The 17,895-nt window shown below is 37.1% G+C and carries 16 protein-coding genes and 1 tRNA gene; all 17 read right to left on the bottom strand.

Annotated features, from left to right (window positions below; genetic code table 11):
* Positions 1 to 206: 206 nt before the first annotated feature.
* Complete coding sequence (locus tag DWY31_RS10805) at positions 207 to 659, bottom strand: hypothetical protein (RefSeq protein ID WP_118520523.1); 453 nt, start codon at positions 657 to 659, stop codon at positions 207 to 209.
* Positions 656 to 2,176, bottom strand: coding sequence for a Y-family DNA polymerase (locus tag DWY31_RS10800; RefSeq protein ID WP_118520521.1), 1,521 nt, complete (start codon positions 2,174 to 2,176; stop codon positions 656 to 658). The genes DWY31_RS10805 and DWY31_RS10800 overlap by 4 nt, the downstream gene beginning before the upstream one ends.
* Before the next feature lie 262 nt (positions 2,177 to 2,438).
* Positions 2,439 to 3,602: a MalY/PatB family protein gene (locus DWY31_RS10795; RefSeq protein ID WP_021860250.1), complete on the bottom strand. Its 1,164-nt coding sequence runs from the start codon at positions 3,600 to 3,602 to the stop codon at positions 2,439 to 2,441.
* A 236-nt stretch (positions 3,603 to 3,838) separates the two neighbouring features.
* A complete protein-coding gene (locus DWY31_RS10790) occupies positions 3,839 to 4,999 on the bottom strand; it encodes a phosphopentomutase (RefSeq protein ID WP_118520518.1) in 1,161 nt (386 codons plus the stop codon).
* Between the two features lie 22 nt (positions 5,000 to 5,021).
* Entirely contained in the window at positions 5,022 to 5,825 is an 804-nt protein-coding gene (locus DWY31_RS10785) for an energy-coupling factor ABC transporter ATP-binding protein (RefSeq protein ID WP_117538293.1), read from the bottom strand.
* A 17-nt stretch (positions 5,826 to 5,842) separates the two neighbouring features.
* The gene (locus DWY31_RS10780) at positions 5,843 to 6,682 is read right to left on the bottom strand and encodes an energy-coupling factor ABC transporter ATP-binding protein (RefSeq protein WP_021860253.1); all 840 of its coding nucleotides are present in this window, start codon (positions 6,680 to 6,682) and stop codon (positions 5,843 to 5,845) included.
* Between the two features lie 27 nt (positions 6,683 to 6,709).
* Positions 6,710 to 7,486, bottom strand: a complete 777-nt coding sequence (locus tag DWY31_RS10775) for an energy-coupling factor transporter transmembrane component T family protein (RefSeq protein WP_021860254.1) — start codon at positions 7,484 to 7,486, stop codon at positions 6,710 to 6,712.
* Between the two features lie 30 nt (positions 7,487 to 7,516).
* Positions 7,517 to 8,131 (bottom strand): ECF transporter S component, encoded by a 615-nt coding sequence (locus tag DWY31_RS10770; protein ID WP_117538290.1) that lies wholly within the window; start codon positions 8,129 to 8,131, stop codon positions 7,517 to 7,519.
* 73 nt (positions 8,132 to 8,204) lie between these two features.
* Positions 8,205 to 8,948 carry a nucleoside phosphorylase gene (locus tag DWY31_RS10765; protein ID WP_021860256.1) on the bottom strand — a complete coding sequence of 248 codons (744 nt, stop codon included), beginning with the start codon at positions 8,946 to 8,948 and terminating at the stop codon, positions 8,205 to 8,207.
* A 5-nt stretch (positions 8,949 to 8,953) separates the two neighbouring features.
* Positions 8,954 to 9,631 carry a Crp/Fnr family transcriptional regulator gene (locus tag DWY31_RS10760; RefSeq protein ID WP_117538288.1) on the bottom strand — a complete coding sequence of 226 codons (678 nt, stop codon included), beginning with the start codon at positions 9,629 to 9,631 and terminating at the stop codon, positions 8,954 to 8,956.
* Positions 9,632 to 9,936: 305 nt separating this feature from the next.
* Positions 9,937 to 11,559, bottom strand: coding sequence for an ABC transporter ATP-binding protein (locus DWY31_RS10755; RefSeq protein ID WP_117538287.1), 1,623 nt, complete (start codon positions 11,557 to 11,559; stop codon positions 9,937 to 9,939).
* Between the two features lie 85 nt (positions 11,560 to 11,644).
* A complete protein-coding gene (locus DWY31_RS10750; RefSeq protein ID WP_117538286.1) occupies positions 11,645 to 12,406 on the bottom strand; it encodes an ABC transporter ATP-binding protein in 762 nt (253 codons plus the stop codon).
* Positions 12,407 to 12,408: 2 nt separating this feature from the next.
* Positions 12,409 to 14,448 carry a hypothetical protein gene (locus DWY31_RS10745; RefSeq protein ID WP_117538285.1) on the bottom strand — a complete coding sequence of 680 codons (2,040 nt, stop codon included), beginning with the start codon at positions 14,446 to 14,448 and terminating at the stop codon, positions 12,409 to 12,411.
* 125 nt (positions 14,449 to 14,573) lie between these two features.
* A complete protein-coding gene (locus DWY31_RS10740) occupies positions 14,574 to 15,047 on the bottom strand; it encodes a hypothetical protein (RefSeq protein WP_118520516.1) in 474 nt (157 codons plus the stop codon).
* Between the two features lie 219 nt (positions 15,048 to 15,266).
* Positions 15,267 to 16,574, bottom strand: a complete 1,308-nt coding sequence (locus DWY31_RS10735; RefSeq protein WP_117538282.1) for a sensor histidine kinase — start codon at positions 16,572 to 16,574, stop codon at positions 15,267 to 15,269.
* A 16-nt stretch (positions 16,575 to 16,590) separates the two neighbouring features.
* Positions 16,591 to 17,343, bottom strand: coding sequence for a LytR/AlgR family response regulator transcription factor (locus DWY31_RS10730; protein WP_158549924.1), 753 nt, complete (start codon positions 17,341 to 17,343; stop codon positions 16,591 to 16,593).
* Positions 17,344 to 17,709: 366 nt separating this feature from the next.
* Positions 17,710 to 17,781: transfer RNA gene (locus tag DWY31_RS10725), tRNA-Asn, on the bottom strand.
* Positions 17,782 to 17,895: the final 114 nt, after the last annotated feature.

Genomic DNA, 17,895 nt, shown 5'->3' with positions numbered 1-17,895 from the left:
TCCTTTCTTAGTATCGTTGTCCTCCTGCGTTACACCTCGGACACTTTCAATTGTATAATTGAAATCGTATAACAAATGAATTATCTACAGCTCGCGTCTGTCTTATAATTCCGATTTGTTATTTTGTAATTACATTATAGCCTTGCATTATATATTTGTCAATATATTTTTTGTATTTATTTTCATTTTCAGATTATTTGAGAGTGTCAGACGTTATCCAGTGTAGGATCTTCTATCTCTTCCAGCTCCACAATATCTCCCAGCGGAATTTCCATCCCGTCTTTTAATACCAGGTGATTTGTCTCAGAATTTATCCTTTTAAATATTCCTGTTGCGATTTTGTAATCTCCGCCATCTTTTACTTTATCCGCGACAAAATACTTACACTGAATGAAAGCCTTCCCTTCTCTATGACAAATACGGCCGAGTACATAATCCAGCTCTTCCCGATACTCTTCATCCTGTATGATCTTGTCCTTTGTCAACCGGTGTTCCTCCTGCAATTCTTCTTTATGACCAGTCAGGGCTGCAAATGGTGCAAACTGTGCTGCTCTTGCTTCCAGCGACATGCGGGGATGCTTTCTGGATGTTGGATGTGGAAGATCTATGATATCTTTGTACTTTTTTTCTGCACTCTCAAATTTTCCATACACGCTCATGCTTTGTGTCCTCCAATCTGGCTGTTTCGCTCCACTGCCGTCGCGCCTTCCTGCAGATTCATGCCTTTTAAGATTGCATTTTTCCCGAACTTTTTCTTAATATCCAGCACTGCCTTCTGCATTTTCTTTTCCCGTTCCAGCTCTTCCTGCTCCTGTTGCTTCTTCTGCGGTTCATCCGGATCATTGTCAAATAGCGAAAGCTGTTCAAAGCCGTTCTTTTCCTGCGCCGCAGATTCCGACACTACATGATTCGCTGTGATTGTAATACGTCTGACTAGAAGTTCCGGATCTACGATCCGGTCATATAATTCCAATACCGCTTCCATAATTTTTTTCGTTGAAGATGTCCACTTTTCTAAATTTGCCGTACCATGAGCATGCTTTGGCACTTTGCGTCCATAGCGGTCCGTCGCTACTTCACCTTTAAATTGACTTTTTCCTTTTTGATTCGCCAGATTCTCCCTGTCAAAACCAATCGTCAGGACAATCTGATCTGTCACCAGCTGCTTTTCCACCAGATCCAGAACTAACTGGTCTGTCATTTCCTTTACAACAAGTTTTGCCTGTTTCCCGGAATAAGGACAATGCAATACCTGTCCGGCGCCCATACTGTTCTGCTCCGGCTGATAAGATTTCACAAAATCCATCGTACATGGCTCATAACCCCACGCATGATCGATCAATAATTCTGCATTCACGCCAAACATCTTGTATAAAAGTTCTTCATTATAATACTCATTCTCTTTTCCGATAGAACATCTCGCAATGTCGCCCATTGTGTAAAGACCGGCAGTTTCTAATTTCTGTGCATATCCATGACCTACCCGCCAAAAATCCATAAGTGGTCTGTGATCCCACAATATTTTCCGGTAAGATCTTTCATTTAATGATGCAATTCTCACACCGTTTGCGTCCGGCTCGATATGTTTCGCCACAATGTCCATTGCCACTTTGCACAAATACAGATTCGTCCCAATCCCTGCCGTAGCCGTAATTCCGGTTTCTTTCAGTATATTCTGTATGATCTTCTCTGCCAGTTTCTTCGCCGTTAATCCATACGTTTTCAAATAATGTGTCACATCCAGAAATACTTCATCAATCGAATATACATGCATGTCTTCCGGTGCGATATATTTCAGATATATACCGTAAATCCGGCGGCTGTAATCCATATAAAGCGCCATCCTCGGAACAGCAATAATGTATTGTAATTCCAGTTCCGGATGCTGCTTTAACTCTTCCATATTATAGGAATCTCCGGTAAACTTTCTTCCCGGAGCCAGACTTTTTCGCTTTCTGTTTATTTCGCTGACTTTTTGTACTACTTCAAATAAACGTGGTCTTCCCGGAATTCCACATTTTTTTAAAGAAGGAGAGACTGCAAGACAGATTGTTTTCTCTGTACGACTTGGATCCGCAACAACCAGATTCGTTGTCATCGGATCTAAATCACGTTCCTGACATTCCACAGATGCATAAAATGATTTTAAATCAATCGCTATATAAGTGTGTTCCATCTCGCATTTTTCCTTTCTTAATTTAGAACATATGTTCTCCTTATTATAATCTATTTTTCATATTTCGTCAAATATCTGAACCTACCGGATCTGCCACCGGTAGCTTCCTCGTCGCTATAATCGAACAGGCTAACTCCTGTTCGATTCGTATACCATCTCGCTTGGCAGCTCGCTGATTAGCGGTCGTCATAACAAAAAGTATACTCCCCACCCGGAAAGTATACTTTCATTATCTATCATATCTTAAGGTTTCATACACCTACTACTTCTTCAGTTCTCGTACCAATGCATCCACGCCGATCTTCACATTTTCCGGCGATGTAGCCAGATTCATACGGATAAATGTGCCAAATCTGCTACCACCGAACCAGTCACCAAAATCAACTGCCAGATGACATCTTTTCTGCACAACTTCTTTGACTTTTTCCGCCGGAACATATGCGCCCAGATCGATCCAGCACAAATATGTTCCCTCCAACGGCGAGACTACTACATCCGGAAGTTCTTTTTCAAATGTTTCTCTGACATATGCTTCATTTTCACGGATCTGTGCTTTCACACTTTCCAACCAGGAAGCTCCTGTCCGGTATGCCGCCTCTGCTGCGATATATCCAAACGGATTACCACTTCTGACACGGATTCCATCTACAAATGTATCCCATTTCTTCCGGAGCTTATCATCTGGAATGATCACAATGGAATTCTGCCCGCCGGCAAGGTTAAATGTCTTCGACGGCGCTGTGATTGCTACCATCATATCTGCATACTCACCAACAGATAAAGACGGTACATGCGGATGTTCACTGAAGATCAGATCATGATGAATTTCGTCCGAAATCACATATACCTGATGCTTTCTGCAGATTTCAAATAATGTCTTTAACTCCTCTTTTTTCCATACACGTCCTGCCGGATTGTGCGGTGAACACAGAATAAATATTTTCACCTGATTCTCTACAATTTTCTTCTCAAAGTCTTCATAATCTATATGATATTTTCCGTCTTCGTTGATCAGATCTGAACAGATCAGCTTCCGGTTATTATTTTTCACTGCATGCAGGAACGGATAATATACCGGCGTATTGACGATCACTGCATCCCCCGGCTCTGACAGAATCTGCACAAACCAGTGAAATGCCGCAACCACACCAGGTGAAAATCGCATCCATTTCTTCTCTACCGTAAATCCGTGCTGCTCCTTTTCCCATTTTATAAATGCTTCATAATAGGACTCCGGTATTTTATAATATCCAAATACTCCCTGCTCTACATATTCTTTCAGGGCATCCACCACCCCTTGCGGCACGCGGAAATCCATATCTGCCACCCACATTGCATGTAAGCCTTCCTCGCCAAACATGCCTGTCTGACCATCCCATTTGTTACAGTTTGTATTTTTACGATCTACATATACAAGTTCTTCCATACCATATACCATCCATTTCTTTTGTACTTGCATTTACAATGCTAACGTCATTATAGCACGATTTTTTCTGTTCCCCTATCCCCCAATATATCCTATCATCTTTTTACACAAATCATGCTGCAGAGTTTCTAAAATGTGCGCTTCATATTAATGAAAAAATTTACGCAAAAAGGCCCTAAAGTCTTTCTTGCATGAGTAAACTCATACAGAATTTAACCTTAGGGTCCCTTCTATCATTATCTCAATTTATCCGCGAAGCTGCTGCCGTCACCGGTATAATCAATCTGGAACAACTCACCGATCGTAGCTGCAATATCTGCATACGTGTCTCTCGTTCCAATGTTGATTCCCTGTTTCCATGCCTTGCTGTATCCAAGAAGCGGCACAGCCTCTCGTGTATGATCTGTTCCCTTGTATCCCGGATCACATCCGTGATCTGCAGTAATAAAGAGCACATCATCATCCCGCATATTTGCAAGAAATGTTCCGAGTGCTTCATCAAATTCATTCAACGCATTTGTATAACCCGGAATATCTCTGCGGTGTCCATACATCATATCAAAATCAACCAGGTTGATATAGCAAAGTCCGTCAAAATCTTTTTTCTGGATTTCGAATACTTTCTCCATATTTTTTGCATTTCCATGATTCGGTGTTGTCTCAGTCAGTCCCTGACCTGCAAAAATATCATAAATCTTTCCGACACCGATCACATCTTTTCCTGCTGCCTTTAACTGATCCAGAATCGTCGGTTTCGGAGGCACCAGTGAAAAATCATGTCTGCGGTCTGTTCTTGTAAAGTTCGGATACTCACCGACAAACGGTCTCGCAATAACTCTCGCTACTGCATGATCTCCCATCAAAATCTTTCTTGCAATCTTACAGTATTCATATAATGTCTCAATCGGTACGACTTCCTCGTGAGCTGCAATCTGAAATACACTGTCCGCAGAAGTATACACGATCAGCGCGCCTGTCTCCATGTGCTCTTTTCCATAGTCACGGATTACATCCGTTCCGGAATATGGCTTATTACAAAGCACTTTCCGTCCAGTCTGCTTCTCAAATTCTGCCAGCACCTCCTCCGGAAATCCATCCGGGTAAACCGGGAACGGTTTTGGTGAGATCACACCTGCCATCTCCCAGTGACCGATGGTTGTATCCTTCCCCTGGGAACTCTCATGCAGTCTTCCATAGCAGCCTTCCGCTGCCTGATCCTGATTTCCATATCCCATATCATCAATATGGTAAATGCCAAGTTTCTCCATATTCGGAATGTTCAATTTTCCTGAATCATAACAGGTTTTCCAGGTATTACTTCCTTCATCTCCAAACTGCGCCGCATCCGGTGCTTTTCCGATTCCTGCGCTGTCCAGTACGATCCAAAATGCTCTCATCCCGGTCCCTTCTTTCTTCTTACTATTGATTCGCTTTCTTATAAGCGACAAAATCTTCTGGGTTTAAAAATGCTTCTTTATATCCAAGTTCGTAACAAAGCTGCATGGTGTATGGCTGTTCCAAATATGCCTTCTCAAGAATATCCTTTTCCTTGAACACGCTTTTCACATCTCCGTCCAGCAGTGCATCTCCTTTTGCAAATACGATTGCCCGGTCAAATGTTTCCGCAACGAAATCCATATCATGCAAAATAGAAATCACAATCTTATGCTGTCTCTGTAATTCCTTCATGATAGCCTGAATTCTCTTCTTGCCCATGTAATCCTGTGCGATCGTCGGCTCATCAAAAATAACTACCTTTGTATCCATCGCAACGATCGCTGCGATCGATACCATCTTACGCTCAGAGAGTCCCAGATCATACGGATTAATCTTCTCTGTTCCCTTTAAGCCTACCATATCCAATGCTTTTAACGCAACTTCTTTTGCTTTATCTTTGCTCATGCCGATCTGCATCGGTCCGAACATTACTTCATCCAAAACTGTATTTTTGAAAATCTGGTCATTCGGATTCTGGAAAATAAGTCCAATATCTTTTGCCAGGGTTGCAACTGTCTGTTTGGAAATATCCTGCCCGTTAAATAAAATCTGTCCTTCTGTCGGACGCAAAAGTCCTTTTAATAATTTTACAAATGTTGTCTTTCCGGCACCGTTCTGTCCGATAATCGCAGTGGAGCGTTCATCAATCGTCAGATTCAGTCCCTTCAGGATCTCTTCTCCTGCATTGTATGAGAAATGCAGATTTTTTATCTCGATCGTATTCATAATGTCCTCCATTTCCACTACTTACATGCCAGCAGTTTGTGTGCTTCGTCCAAAGTTACCGGATAATAATCTGTTCCCGGAACACGAAGTCCCAGATCTTTGCAGATTCTTGTATAAACCGGTGCAACTACACCATGTTCATCCAGATCTTCTCTTGCGAAGATTTCCTGTGGTGTGTCAAATGCAACCAACTTACCGCCATCTAATAACATAATTCTGTCGCTGTAAGCTGCAATTTTTTCAATCTTATGCTCTACCATGATGACTGTAATACCTTTTTCACTCAGCTTGGCAACTGCTTTAAACACTTCCTCGCTTCCCTGTGGATCGAGCTGTGAAGTTGGCTCATCCAATACAATAATTTCCGGATTCATCGCAATGATACTTGCGATCGCCATTCTCTGCATCTGCCCACCGGAAAGATCAAACGGAGCACGGTCTCTGTATTTTGCAATATCGAGAAGTTCCAGCGCATCATCGATTCTCTTCTTCATTTCGTCTCTTGGAATACCAAAGTTTTCCAGTCCGAAAGCAATTTCTTCATATACCGTCAATTTTGAACCTGTTACCTGATTAAATGGATTCTGGAACACCATTCCAACTTTCTGGCAAAGTTCGTCTACTTCCACATTGCGTACTTCAATATCATCAATAAAAACTTTTCCGCCGTAAGCGCCACGGTAAAAGTTTGGCACCAGTCCGATAAGGGACTGGCAAAATGTACTTTTCCCTGATCCGTTACGTCCGATCACGCCGATAAATTCTCCCGGTTTAATATCGCAGGTGATTCCATCCAGTGCTAGTTCTTTCGTATCCGGATATCTGTATTTTAAATTTTCAATTTTAATCTCAGCCATTGTCTGTCTCTGTCCTTTCTGCGTATTTTATGCAAACATCATCACAAGTTTCCATACTACAGATGCCACTGTGGCAATTAATAAAATCCAGTAAATCGGACGGCTTGCAGCATTTGCATGGAATACATTCAAAAATGATTTCTTTTCTTTTGAGTTAAATCCACGAACTTCCAACGCGATCGCACGCTCTTTTGTATCAATAAAAGAACTCATGATCACAGGAGAAATCAACGGAATAAATGCCTTCATTCGGATTAATAGACTTCCCTCAGTCTCCATACCACGGCTTCTCTGCGCATCTGTGATCGTAGACATACGCTCTGTCATCTGCGGAATCAACTGGAACAGGGATACAAATACATATCCGATTCTCGGTGAAAATCCGCGGCTTACCATACTCTCAATAATATCAGAAGGTTTTGTTGTCAGAACGAGTACACAGAAAGCAAAAATAATATTTAACACATTAATTGCAATATCTGCCGCAAATATTAAACCTTCTTTATAAAATGCAACCGGTCCAAGATCCAGTACTACAGTCTCGTTACCTGCACGGAACAATCCCTGAATAATAATTACAGTGATCAATACAAATCCAGATACTGCAAGGATTGGCAGTGTTCTGCGGATTACTTTTGACTGGGTAAGAAGTAAAATACTTAAAACAATAAATCCGATACTGATCAATTTACTTCCCAGCATTGCCGGAATTACAAGTGCTGCAATAATGTAAAAAGCCTTGCATCCCGGAGTCAGTCCATTTAAAAAGGACTGTTTATCTTCATACAAACTCAAACTTTTCATGATTAGCCTCCATTCTCTTTCCTGTCCTGCCTAGTCCAGGCTCTCGATTCTGTGATTGCTCTGATACAGGGACATCAGACTCTTCGGAAGTCCTTTGAAAAGAGCTGCTACCAACAGAAGTACTACAATTTTATCCGGGATATCTACAATGATCTCATCGATCGTAGATGCCTGCCACAGAGGGAAATGTTTGGCAACCGCTGCCGCATATGCCAGGTCTCCCCAAAGGTTACCGGTTGTTCCTCCCCAGAAAATAATATTTAAAGGAGTAGAAATCACAACTGCCGCTGCACCACCAAATATACCTGTAAGCAACGTACCCTTTAAACTCTTAAGTGCTCCGTAATATGCCATCAGCCCTACTACGATTCCGATTCCTGCCTGCGAAAATGCATAGACAGTAGAGATCGGATCCATAGTTACACCATAAATAATATTGTTAATTGCTCCGGAAATCGCTCCGACAACCGGCCCTGCCAATGCTGCTGCAAGACAGGTTCCGATGGAATCCAGCCATAATGGCAGTTTTAGCATTCCTGCAAATAATTTCCCAATATAATTGATACCTACTGCCGCCGGGATCAATACAAGTGATGCCGTATTGATTTTCAGCGACCATGGACTGTTATTATTTTTATTTTTCATTTTTCTGCCTCCGTCCTTTGTGTCTCAGTTTTTTTATAGCTTACTTGACACTACCTTTGTATCTTTCGCTTTCTTAATTCTTTTTGTCCATACGAACGATTGTTTCCAGTGCAGCAATGATTTCATGCTCTTCGCCAACTGCTGCTGCGTTGTCCGCATCTACATAATTATTAATCTCTTCTTCCAGATTTCCTTCATACAGGCTGACTGTATTTAAAATAGAAGCTGTCTTAACACCTCTTAAACCGCCAATGATAAATAAAGCGGCTGTTTCCATATCTGCACCAAGGATTCCTTTGCCTGACCAGTAGTGATCGATCTCATCCTCACGGTCTGTGTAGAAACTATCATGACTTCTTCCACGTCCTACATGGTAAGCATATCCGAGATCCTTCGTTGCTTCGATCAGATTCATCAGTACTCCTGTATCTGGAATTGCCGGATAAATCTCTTCGATATAAGCTTTGGAAGCTCCCTCATCACGGACAGCTCCGTTAATGAGGATCAGATCTCCCATATTGATCTCCGGTTGTAATGCTCCACAGCTTCCGATACGAATCATAACTTCAACACCGATATTATGAAGCTCCTCTACTGTAATTCCTGTAGACGCTCCTCCCATTCCGGTAGAAACTGCCATCACCTTTACACCTTTATAATATCCGCTGATACTCTTCATCTCACGATTAAATGCGATCTCTTTCACATCTGTTAAATGCTCTTTGATACGGTCTACTCTCGCCGGATCTCCCGGAAGAATCGCATATTTTGCCGCATCTTCCTCGCTGCATCTGATATGTGGCTGTAATGTACTCATAGTTCTCAATCCTTTCTTAATATATCTTCCAAAGCCTGTTGATCGCAGATTGATATTTTCCCTTTCTCGAGTTCAATAAATCCCTGTTCTCTTAACTGTTTCAATACCCGGTTGACACTTCTTGTTGTCACCGCCATCTGCTGACTTAAAACTTCTGAAGAAATCATGACAAATTTTGCATCCATTTCCATATTACGAAGCAGATACTGACAAATTCTCTGCTTTAATGTATATAGTGTATTTTCTCCCATATTCAGACACATCCGGTATGAATTATCACACAGTGTACGAATCATATATTCATTAAAATTCTTATCTGTCCGGATCCATTGTAAAAAGAACGTTCGATCCAGTTCCAGAATCCGTACTTTTCCACGCGACTGTATCCGGCTGATGTAACCTGTCTGTTTGAAGATTTCCAGTTCGCCAATATAATCGCCTTTCATATATGTGCAAAGAAGATAACGTTTTCCATGCGCTGACTCTACATAGATATCTACATACCCGGAAGCGATGATATAAAATCTGTTATGAATCTCACCCTGGTTCAGTACAAACTGGTCTGCCTCATAATCCTTTACTTCAAAACGTCTCAAAATCTCATATGGGCACTGACGCAACATCTGAAATATTTCTCTGTCTTTTTCCAAAAGTTCTACTAGTTTTTCTAAATTTTGATCCATTTTAGTCTTCCTTCCTCACTGCAGTTTATTGGCATCAAAGAATGAAATGGATATTTCCTTATTTCCATTTCCTATTATAAAAAAATAGCGCAAAAATGTGTAGGAATTATGTCCGGCAGTTTTACTCTGTTAAAATAAAATCAAATTATTTCTGCCATGAATTCAGGACATTTGTCCTTTTGCTATTTTACAGTCATTATACATTAAAATAAAGCTCTCAGTTATTTAGATAAAGAAGAACTGAAAGCTTTATATAACATTTTCTTTCTGGTACCTCTTTGCCATAATATGCCTAATTATATACATCACATCTGCTCTATCAGCCTATGTTCTTTCATCTGAAATATTCTATCCATACCTTCCAAATTTTCTTGTTTATGTGTAATCACGATAATCGTCTTGTTTGAACAATCATTCAGAAGCATATCATGAATAAATTTGTCATAATCTTTATCAATGCTGGAGGTTGCCTCATCTAATATTAAAATCGGTGAATCTTTTATAAGTGCCCGAAGCAGACCTATCTTCTGCCGTTCACCCCCCGAAAGATTTTCTCCATTTTTTTGTAAACTGCTCTCATACCCATTTGGCAATTTTTTTAAAAATCCTTTCATATCCATTTTCTCAAGCTTTTGATTCATTTCCTCCAGTCCTATATTTTTTCCCATGACAATATTATTCCACAATGTATCCGCAAACAAATAAATATTCTGGCTTACGACACTAAACATACTTCTATATTGGTCTATATCATATTCTTTTATATCCACACCATCTATATAAATATTTCCCTGTTCTGGTTCGATAAAACGCAGCAACATTGATAACAATGTTGATTTTCCGCTTCCGTTATCACCAATAATGGCAATCTTTTCTCCCTTGTGGATTTCGAGGTTCACATTTTGCATTATCGACCGTTCCGTGTAAGAAAAAGAAATATTTTCCATATTAATACTATGTTTTAACTGACAAATTTTTCCCTCTATATTTTCTTTCTTTTCCACATCTGTCTTAATAAATTCTTCTATTCTTTTTATAGATGGTTTTATCTGCGCAAATATAAGTTTTAAATTCATCACTATTGATATCGGATTAATCACATAATTACTATATGTAATAAATGCCGTGAGACTCCCTATTGTAAGTTTACTCTTACAAATAAAATATCCGCCTATTCCATATAGAGCCGCTGTTATTAAGCCTTTCAAAGCAGAATCTGTCGACATATTATATGCTTGTATAAGTTTACCTTTCTTATTGATTTCCAAAATCTCTTTCTGTTTGCTAATCAAATTCTGTTGCTTTTCTCTATATAAATTCCATAATTTTATCTCTCGTATTCCATTAATAGAATCTCCAAGCCATGAAGAAAAATTTGCAGACGCTTCTATCTCCTGTTCTGACAATTTTTCTTCTTTCTCTGCAAACATCTTAATTAGCAAATATTTTATCGGTACAACCAATAATACCAAAAGCGCCAGTTTCCAGTTAATTACCACTAAGCCGATAACACCACTTATAATTTGTAAAGCATATCCTAATACATACATAATATTACTATCAAAAAGTGAACATACACTATTAATATCTGTTGACAGTTTATTTACTATTTCCGTAGAACTATTCTCCATAAAATAACTTTGTTTTAGTCTAAATAATACTTGTCCGGCTTTTGTATATAAACTGATCACAAGTCTATTCTGCATATCCACAAATAGCCTGGTCTGTATTATGCTGGTTAGTTCTTCTATGACTACCAATACAATAAGGGAAAATGCAAATTGCAGTATCAGTTTCATATCTTTCCCAAGAATTCCCTGATCCATTATCCTTTTCAGAATCATTGGGCGCAGAAAAGAACTACCTATTAAAATCAAATAGCAAAAAACAATCCATATAATATTTTGTTTTTTTATTATTTTTTTCATGAAATTCTTCCTCTTTCTACTACTAATTATGAAACAAGGCGTTTTCCATGCTATAACAGCCTGTAAAACGCCTTCAGTTTCTTATCTATAAGTTCTGCATTCGTCCAATTATCTGATTATAAAACGCTTCCCTTGTTCCTTCTCTTTTCAACTCCTCTAATATCTGTCCATCTTTCAAAAAGATAATTCTTTTACAATGACTCGCCACCAGTGGATCATGTGTAACCATGATAATTGTCTTATTCATTTTTTCATAAATATCTTGAAAAAGATTAATCAATACTTCACTCGTTTTAGAATCTAAATTTCCTGTCGGTTCATCCGCAAGAATTACTTCCGGATTATTAATTAATGCACGACAAATTGCTACTCTTTGCTTTTCTCCTCCAGATAATTCATAAGGCCTTTTCTTAGCAAGCCTGCCGATTTCTAATATTTCCTCAAATTTTTTTGCTCTTTTTATACTATCTGTTGCGCAAGCCTTGTCAATCAACATTGGAAGTACAATATTTTCCTCTACCGATAAACTATTCATCAAATAATAGTCTTGAAACACAAATCCTAATTGTTGCCTTCTTATTACCGTCCTGTCATTTTCCGACATATCTCCTATATTCTTATCTTTATAATACAGTTTTCCGTTTGTTTGTTTTTCTATTAGTCCCAAAATTTTTAATAGTGTTGTTTTTCCGCACCCAGATTTTCCCATAAACGCTACATATGCATTTTCTTCTATTTGAAAATCCATTCCTTGCAAAACATGTATTGCTTCATTCCTTTCCTCACTATCATTATTAGTTAAATAGTAATCCTTTGTCAGCTCTTCTGCCTTAAAAATTATTCCCATATTTATTCCTCCCGCAAAGTTCTAATATATCCAAATACAACACCTTGCATTGTAACTATGTATGCCAGACAATAAATACTCCAGAATAAAATCAGATATTTTGAAAATTTCCACCATGTTTCTATAGGATATAATCTTACCGAAAAAGTCACAATTGAAAACAAACACGCTGAAACCAATGCAACTCCCTCCGAAATATAAATACATTTACTATTTTCCTTAAATAATATCTTTTCACGTTCTTTTAGGGGCATGCCCATATATTTTAAAAACCTATTACGATTTTTATTCTCTTCCCTTTCTGTCATCAATTTAATAAGCAGTAAAAAAACTCCAATCAAAAAGAAATACAAACTCATAAGTATATTTATGACGATTTTAACACTTCTTTCCATTATCAAATTATTTTCAGCCATATCTTTTAAATAATAAGAACGTATTGACTGATCATACTCTTCATCATCAATATGTTTTTTTTGATACTTTTTTAATATTTTCTCTATACCCGGCATATCTATTTTTTTCACGCCATTAATTAATACCAATTTTGTTGGTCCTTGCCTGATCGTTACATCCGGTATTCTCTCCTTCGGATTTTCAATTTCCCTTCCTGTATAAATATTTCTTGTCTTCCACCATTCTTGCGCTACATCAAAATAGTTATCCGATAAGACAATGATATTCTCCTTAATTCCTTGTCCAAAAACACCTATAAGACTCTCTATTTCCTCTCCGCGGATTTCCTTAAAGTAGTATCCTATATCACTCCTTAGCGCAGTAAGCGCTGTTTCTCTGCTAATTCTGGTACATGGCTGCCCAATATGCAGAAGCGGTTTCCTCGAATGCATCCAAAAATCTGTCGGTTGTGCTTTTATAGACATATCCTGTTGATGAACAATATAAATATTTTTTCCATCTTTCGATAATCCAAGTGGTTTTGGCACATACGATTGATCTAATTTTTCCTTCAACTTATGATATGTACTTTCCGATATTCCAATCTGTTGTCCCTGTACAGTTTTTTCTCCAAAAGATTCCAAGCGTTCTGTACAATCGAAATTCGAAATACGTACCATCGGATATTCTTCTATATTTACTTTGTAATCAATTGCCATTTTATTAAAAACAGACCTATCTCCATCATCAGCGATACAAACTATATCATAGGGATACAATTGTTGTGGCTTTACGACCAGAATAATAGAGATAATTTGAAAAGAAAATAAAAATAATACGCATAAATGCACAACCGTTAATGCGTATAAATATCCCGTTTGTGTCAGAGATTTATTCCACATTTTATTTTCTTCTATCATTTTATACAAATAGCTGATTTTTTTTCGTCGCTTTATACAAAGATACGCTGACATGTATCTAAACAACACTAGCAGTCCGCCTAAGAAAACTCCAATAATATAAAACGACTCAAAATTGTATATTTTACTATATCGATAAAGTTGGCTGACACATAAAACCATTCCAATTGCTGTCAAAACTTTAAGAAACCGCTTTGGCATACGCTCTTGTATATCACGTTTATCTACTGAATTTCCCATCTGGAAACTCCCATAAATATCTCTTGTAAACATACAGGAAAAAATATATATTACCCCTGTGATGGATAGAGCTTTAATATAACAATCTGCCCCTATACTCTGTATATCCATTGATAAATTTGCCCATTTCTCCAACACGTAGACAAAAATATTCAGCAACAATTTGCCAGCCACTATCCCTGCTATTCCAATAATGATTCCTCCAAAAATGCTTTCTATAACTCTAATATAGACAGAAAGTTTTTTCTCCATTCCCAATGTCACAAGCATCTCATAGTTATTTGTACTGCATTTAACATAATATAGAAGAAGCAAAATGATTGTAAATAATAATATAAGTTCAAGTGGCGCATACAATTTTAGTAAAAACTGCGTATCATTTCCCATCACTGACTTATTTATTCTGTAATTTAAAGCAAATAACTTCTGCATGCCAAAGCCACAGAAAAATATGCCCAATGCTAAACTGCCACTGAGCAGCACCATTACATAATTTTTCCAATTACTCCTGAAAAGTTTCCATAATATTTTGTAAAAAAGCGCACTATATCCTTCATTATTTTTTATTTTTAAATAATATTTTTTATACCTGTTTTGAAATTCTTCAACTATTATTTTTTTGCAGTTTTTTTTTCCGGTAATGCTGAACTCAATAATTCGATCAGGGTTATTATTACTGTTATTATCGGGAAGAATGTTCCTTGTATGGTATTTGTACAAAGAGACGCTATACTATATCCAGTTATATTAACAATCATAAGCCCAATTGATGCGTAAAATGTCACTAAATTCAGTCTCCAGTTTTTTCCGATTACTACACACACAATATATCCAAGACACAAAAGGATAAAGCAAAAGTAAAGAACAACCTGAACCTTAACCATAGCCCCTACGAAATTAGGATTGTCTACTATTAGCCCGTTTCGTTTAATCATTGTATGTATTCCTATCGTTTCAATCTTTCTTTTCAGTTGAACAATATTATATTTTGTATTACCTACAATAATCCAAGGGTAAAAAACAATAATGATATTTATAATATAGCATATAATAGAAAATACGCGTTTTCGACGATTTCTTTTCATACTCTCTTCCTCCATTCTATGCTATTATATTCTAGCATTAACCCACTATCAATGTATAGCGGAAAATACCGCTATACATTGATAAATTTCCTTTTAAGAATATTATATTCTTTTTTCAGATTTTTTCATTCTTTTATCCTCAACGTACACTTTTTGATCCCCAATGTAAAAAAGTACCGTAAGAATCATTTCCTACGATACTTTTTATACCTTATTTCTTTATTTTGTTATAATTTCCAACTCTTGAATCACTCTCTCTTTCTCTATTTTCAAGTTATGAATCATGTCTTCATGTTTCTCTAAAACTTGTTCTGCCCAGTATAAGCCATTTCCTCTTCCTTCCCCTTTTGTAGAATGTCCTTTCTGTGTCATGCGAGAAATATCCGGCTGATTTTCAAAATTATTTTGTATACAAAATCGAACTCCCTTTGTAGTCTCTTGTATAATAATTTCAATTTCGCCATTTTTCATAAACTCTGTTTCCTCAATCGCATTATCAAGAAATATGCCCAATATACGAACCAACTCTTCCATATACTTATAATCAACTGTCAGATTTTCAGCTATATTTACCCGTACATCTATGTTTTTTGCGAAAGCCGATAACAATTTCTCATATAAAAACCCTTTTATTTCCATTGGTTTAATATTTTTCAGGCTTCCCCATGCCATAGATTGCGCTTCCACTTTTCCCTCTGGTAAATAAATTTTTTTATAAAAGAAGGTCCGTAATTCCTCCATTTCATTTTCACGAATATATCCTGACATCGTGGATAAAATATTTTTATAGTCATGGCGAAAAGCCCTTGTCTCTTCTAACATCTTTTCGAGATTTTCTACATAATTTTCTAACAATTCCTGCTGGTGAAGCATGGTCTTTTGTTTCTCTTCTGCTTCAATTCCCTTTGTAACATTCACAAGAAGCCATGTTGTTACTATCAAACACAACAAAAATAATATATTATTAAAAGCTAAACCGCCGGTGGGATAACCCACTTTTTCACCCATAGAAATGTTTATAATAAATATCACCATATATACTAATATATTTATAGCCACCGCTTTCTGAATACGCTTAGATACGGTAAAAAACATTTTTTTCATTCTTCTTTCCGAGTATAATAATTTTCCTACTCCCTTCATCACATATGTTAAAATCACTCCATAAAAAATGTAAAAGTAAATCCAATATCTGGCTACTATACTTTCCACACTTATATGAAAAACAGAATCTAAAACCAGAAGGCAAAAATTATTTAGCAAGATATTCAGCATACTTCCTACCGCTGCTAATCCTACATTGATAATTCTTTTTTCATCTACCGTAAAAAAAATTATTACTAAAACCACAGGCAGAACAATCAGACCAACCAAGTGTCCAAGCATACTTCCTGCCAACGTTAGTCCTGTAATTACACTAATGATAAATAATTTTTCTACACTTTTTAATTTTTGTGTCAATAATTCCGTCGTCGCTATACAAAGAAAAATCCCTGTGCAAAGGCAGCTTATTACATTATAAATCATTCTCCTTCCTCCATCTCTACTGCTCTTTTACCAATTTTCTCATTTCTCTATATGAAATCTCTACTTGCAATCCTCCTGACATAATTGCAAAATAATTCTTCTTATTAATCTCTCTAATCAATCTCTTCTGAACAATACATGATTTATTTACGTATGTAAATTCTTCTCCCAGTTTCTCAAGCATATTTTTTAATGTCACTTTAATTCGTATCTTTTGACTTGTTGTATAAATATCTACCAAATGGCTACTTTTTATTGCCTGTACTACAACAATATCCTTTATCGGAATTTCTATAATCCGACTTCCTGACTCTACTCTTACCGTCGGATGTATATCTCCACTTGTAGATTCCTCTATTTTTCGAAATACTCTGTCCAATCTTCTTTCTATTCTTATACTCATCTTTCCTGCGAGAAAATCCTGTGGTTCCTTCACTATATATTCCACCGCTTCTAATTCATACTCAAAAGCTTTATAAGCCAATTCATTACAAGATGTCAAAAATACAATATAACTATTTTTAACATTCTTTTTTATTTTTTTCGCCAATTCAAACCCATTCATAATATATCCATCCAATTGGATGTCTATAAAAAACAATGCCGGATTTTCTCCACATTCTCTCATGTCCAGCAATATATGCTCTGGATTTTTCCTGGCTGATACAATTCGAGCATCTTTATATGTATCCGTAATATATTTTTCTATTATTTGTTTAAAATATAATAATTGCTTTTCCTGATCTTCACACAAATATACCTGTATCATAGAACTCTCCCCCCCCACGTTGTTATGCATTAATATATCCTTGACAATGTTACCATAAATTGTCAAAAAAATCATCCCAAGATACTTGAAGGCGGCACTACAAAATTAACATCCCCCTTTTCAATGTACTCATTTATGTAACTCCTGTCACTTCAAACGAATCCTTTTTTCTTAAAAAGTTATATACGATAATGGGGAATTTCAACGAAAAATCTTAGAAAATTTCGTGTAAATATATTTGAAAACAAGAACATTGCTCTTATCTGCCGAATCTGCCATTGAGTGTTTCTACACTACAGTTTCTATAACACAATATCTTACAATATAGTAAAAACCTGTAAAGCTTATGCCTTACAGGTTTACAAACTCCCCGAGTTGGGCTCGAACCAACGACCCTTCGGTTAACAGCCGAATGCTCTACCACTGAGCTATCGAGGAATACTTATATAGTATAAACCCATGCAATATATTTTGCAAGGGGTTATAACAAATTTTTTATATACCTTCAAAACTGCATACAAGAAATATTCTTCATCCTTTACCTATCACCTT

It is taken from the genome of Dorea sp. AF24-7LB (genome assembly GCF_003478575.1).
GTDB classification, from domain to species: Bacteria; Bacillota; Clostridia; order Lachnospirales; family Lachnospiraceae; genus Dorea_D; species Dorea_D hominis.
This window is presented reverse-complemented; position numbering and strand designations above follow the sequence as displayed.